This is a genomic window from Ohtaekwangia sp., assembly GCF_036568665.1.
In the GTDB taxonomy this organism is placed as follows: Bacteria; Bacteroidota; Bacteroidia; order Cytophagales; family Cyclobacteriaceae; genus Ohtaekwangia.
Genome location: NZ_DATCSD010000484.1, coordinates 1 through 3,674 on the forward strand (window position 1 = coordinate 1; position 3,674 = coordinate 3,674).

The 3,674-nt window shown below is 44.4% G+C and carries 5 protein-coding genes; 1 reads left to right on the forward strand and 4 read right to left on the reverse strand.

The window, feature by feature from the left end:
- The 4 genes from VIN08_RS28110 to VIN08_RS28125 form a co-directional block, all read right to left on the reverse strand.
- Positions 1-890: polysaccharide deacetylase family protein (locus VIN08_RS28110; RefSeq protein ID WP_331973005.1), on the reverse strand; the 890-nt coding region annotated here is incomplete at its 3' end.
- A 13-nt stretch (positions 891-903) separates the two neighbouring features.
- Complete coding sequence (locus tag VIN08_RS28115; RefSeq protein ID WP_331973007.1) at positions 904-1,698, reverse strand: SDR family NAD(P)-dependent oxidoreductase; 795 nt, start codon at positions 1,696-1,698, stop codon at positions 904-906.
- Positions 1,699-1,706: 8 nt separating this feature from the next.
- Positions 1,707-2,099 carry a DoxX family membrane protein gene (locus tag VIN08_RS28120; RefSeq protein WP_331973009.1) on the reverse strand — a complete coding sequence of 131 codons (393 nt, stop codon included), beginning with the start codon at positions 2,097-2,099 and terminating at the stop codon, positions 1,707-1,709.
- A 46-nt stretch (positions 2,100-2,145) separates the two neighbouring features.
- Positions 2,146-3,087, reverse strand: coding sequence for an NADP-dependent oxidoreductase (locus VIN08_RS28125; RefSeq protein WP_331973011.1), 942 nt, complete (start codon positions 3,085-3,087; stop codon positions 2,146-2,148).
- A gap of 87 nt (positions 3,088-3,174) precedes the next feature.
- Between VIN08_RS28125 and VIN08_RS28130 the strand changes: the two genes are divergently transcribed.
- On the forward strand, positions 3,175-3,674 hold a 500-nt coding region (locus tag VIN08_RS28130; protein WP_331973013.1), incomplete at its 3' end, for an AraC family ligand binding domain-containing protein.

Genomic DNA, 3,674 nt, shown 5'->3' on the forward strand with positions numbered 1-3,674 from the left:
AAGACTACGCCTTTCTGTTTAGAGGCAAAATCAAAAAATTCTTTGGCTGCCTGCACTATCTGTGGAGTTCCGCCTATACGATCGTGAAAGCTTATAGACATCTGTCTGCGTTTGGTAGCAGACTCTTCGTATAGTTGTGTAAACTCCAGCTTTAATTGTTGAAGAAACTGATCCGCAGAAAAATGTCTTCCTTCAATAAGCAGTATATCGTTGCAACGGAGGGTATAGGGCACAACTACAAAGTTCTTGTTATTAACACCTATAATAAACGGTTCATCACGACTCAGATCATCGATGTGATAAACAAAGCCAAGCTCCTGTAATATTTTCAGCGTATTCTCACCACGTCTCAGCCAGTTGGCATTATACCCTACAGGAGTAAAACCCGTTACCTGCTTTACTATATCTACACCATCTTTGATGAACTTCTTTTCCTCTTCGTACGACATCGCGTATTGCGAACTCCAGTTAATGCCATGCGCAGCAGCTTCGTGTCCGCGTTGTACAATCTCCCTGGCGAGTGCAGGATTCTTCTCTACAGCAGAGCCCACCATGTGTGAAGTAACTTTGATATTATACTTATCCCACAAGTCAAGCATGCGCGGTATACCTTCCTTATAACCGTATTGATACCACGTTTCTGCAGGAAAGTCCCGGAAACCTTGTTGCATGTTCTGCGGGAAAGGACTCTCCGCATGATCCGGCTGCCCTCCTGCTTCAAATTGCATTGATACAGAAATAACCAGTCGCGATCCATCCAGCCATCGCGATGGTTGTGATGAAAGTATATTTTCAGCCTTTGGTGATTTTCCTCCCGCACGTGTAAAGGAAGTCATACCGGCAAGACCCAGCACTCCGGCTGCTTTTAAAAACTCTTTGCGTGTAGCCATAGCGATGTATCGATCAAAGGATCAGTTTCGCTACGCCACCATCTACACGCAGGGCTGTGCCGTTGGTTGCTGATGACAGCGGACTCGCTACATACGTTACCAGGTTTGCCACTTCTTCCACTGTAGCGAAGCGTTGCAGCAAGGATGTAGGCCGTGCAGTCTTAAAGAAATTCTGTTCTGCCTCCTGTGGTGTTACTTTTTGTACCGTTGCAATTTGTTTTACAAACTCCTCTACGCCTTCTGATTTTGTAGGGCCCGGTAAAACAGAATTTACAGTGACCCCGGTTCCTTTGGTGAGCTCTGCCAAACCACGGCTTATCGATAGCTGCGCGGTTTTAGTCATACCGTAATGAATCATCTCTTCCGGTATATTTATAGCCGATTCGCTGGAGATAAAAATGATTCGGCCCCAGTTCTTCGCCAACATCTTGGGGAAGAAATGACGCGACAAACGCACACCGCTCAGTACATTTATTTCATAAAAGCGCAGCCAGTCTTCGTCCGTAATTTCGGTAAAAGCCTTCGGCTCAAATATACCGGCATTGTTTACAAGTATATCTATATCCGGCAGTTGCTGAAGCAGCTTGTTTATATCGGCTACTTTAGAAAAATCGGCCGGTATGCCTGACACGGTAGCAGCAGGATACTTTGCTTTCAACTCCTTTACTGCCTGGTCAACCCGCTGTTGTGTGCGACCATTGATAATAACAGCAGCACCTTCTGCCAGTAAACCTTGTGCTATAGCAAAGCCAATGCCTTGTGTTGAACCGCTTATAAAAGCTGTTTTATTTTTCAATTGTAAATCCATAGTATATTTTATTTTTTCAAAAGATTATCGACTGCAAATGTATTGTGCTGGATGAATGACAACAGTACGGCAAAGAATGCCGCATGAATCAACTGAGAAGGCAATGCTTCCCAATTCTCAATAAGTGTTGTGCCAAGGATGAGCGCGATCATAATTATCCCGCCAGCGATCAACGAAGTTTTTGTAAACAGGCCAAGCAGCAGCAGCAAGCCCACTATAAATTCTGCTATAGGCAATGCGTAGCTGAAGGGAACAACCATTGCTGCTGGCAGCATGGATTTTTCAAAGCTCCCTACCATCCATTGACTGAAACCACTGAGTTTGGGAAGGCGCACCAATCCGTGACCAAACATGCTGGCAGCTATCGCCAGGCGAAGTATAAGAAATGCTGTTGTATTCATATATATACCTATATATAGTATGTGTTTAATATTATGGATCGTTATTCTAAAGCGTAACTACAATTTTACCTTTTGCACGTCCCGTTTCCTGTAGCAGATGTGCATTACCCATATCCTGGAAGCTGAACGTCTGTGGCACATGAGGTTTAATGATACCCTTCTCCAGCAACGCTGCTATCTTGTTCATGTCTTCGCCATTGGATTGCACGAGGAAGAAATAACCCTGTATACCAAGCTGCTTTGCTTTTTCTGTTACCGCTTCTGCCAGTCCGCTGGGTATACTTATCACTGTGCCACCTCGTTTTGTTACTGCCAGACTACGGTCGATCGAATCTCCACCCAAGGTATCTAACACAAAATCTGCATCCTGCACAACATCTTCCAATCGTTCTGTGTGATAATCTATAGGTCGGTCGGCACCAAAACTTTTGACGAGATCTTTATTTGCAGCAGAGGCCGTTCCATATACATACGCACCCAAATGTTTGGCAATCTGTACAGCGAAATGTCCTACACCTCCGGCAGCAGCATGAATTACTACTTTCTGTCCTGCCTGTACATTCGCTTTTATTACCAACGCCTGATATGCAGTCAACGCAGCTAATGTAGCAGCAGCAGCTTCCGTGTGCGATATATTTACCGGCTTCTTTGCAAGGTGGGCCGCAGGAGCAGCAACGTATTCAGCATACGCTTTGCCGTGGCCGGGAAAATTTACCATACCAAAAACCTCATCTCCTTTTTTAAAGTTCACCACCTTGCTGCCAACTTCCGTAACTATACCGGATATATCCCAGCCGATAATCAGTGGACTGATCTCTTTCAACCGCCCATATACTCCTTTACCTGCGCGGGTCTTTACATCTACCGGGTTAATGCTGATCGCTTTTACCTGTACCAGTACTTCATCCGCTTGTATAGCCGGGATCGGCAAATCCTGTTCTATCAGATTTTCTGTACCACCCGGCTGTTTTAAAACAATTGCTTTCATTTCATGAGATTTAACGTTACAAAGATCAAAGGTCGCTCGTTCTGAAAACTTGTAACATTCTTGGAATGTCTTGTACATTTGCAGGATATGGAAATCCAGAATCTGTACGAACCCTTTGAAATAGAATACCTTGAATTAAAGGAGTGCCCTGTAAAAGCGCACAAGCATAATTTCTTTGAGCTGGTATATGTGCTGGAAGGTTCAGGTGTGCAGTGCATCAACAAGAATCAACTTCCCTATGCCGCAGAAAAGTTATTCCTCTTAATGCCTCAGGATTGCCATTCGTTTGAAGTAAATGAAACCACGAAGTTTTTCTTTATCCGCTTCAACGATATTTACCTGAAAACGCAGAGTAAAGAATGGATACAAAAGCTGGAGTTCATTTTTCAGAATACCAATCACCTGCCGGGCTGCATTGTAAAAAACAGGACAGACAAACCCCTGGTGAAGGCCTTGATCGAAGCACTGATTCGCGAGCACGTTAATCAGCAGCACTATCATCGCGAAGTAGTAAAGCAGCTTGTCAACACACTGCTCACGATTGTAGCCCGCAATATCTCCATGAATATACCTTTGGAAGATCACGT

Bases quoted from the DNA above. Each gene is read 5' to 3' on its own strand.
- VIN08_RS28115 (WP_331973007.1), bottom strand. From the start codon at position 1,698: ATGGATTTACAATTGAAAAATAAAACAGCTTTTATAAGCGGTTCAACA.
- VIN08_RS28120 (WP_331973009.1), bottom strand. From the start codon at position 2,099: ATGAATACAACAGCATTTCTTATACTTCGCCTGGCGATAGCTGCCAGC.
- VIN08_RS28125 (WP_331973011.1), bottom strand. From the start codon at position 3,087: ATGAAAGCAATTGTTTTAAAACAGCCGGGTGGTACAGAAAATCTGATA.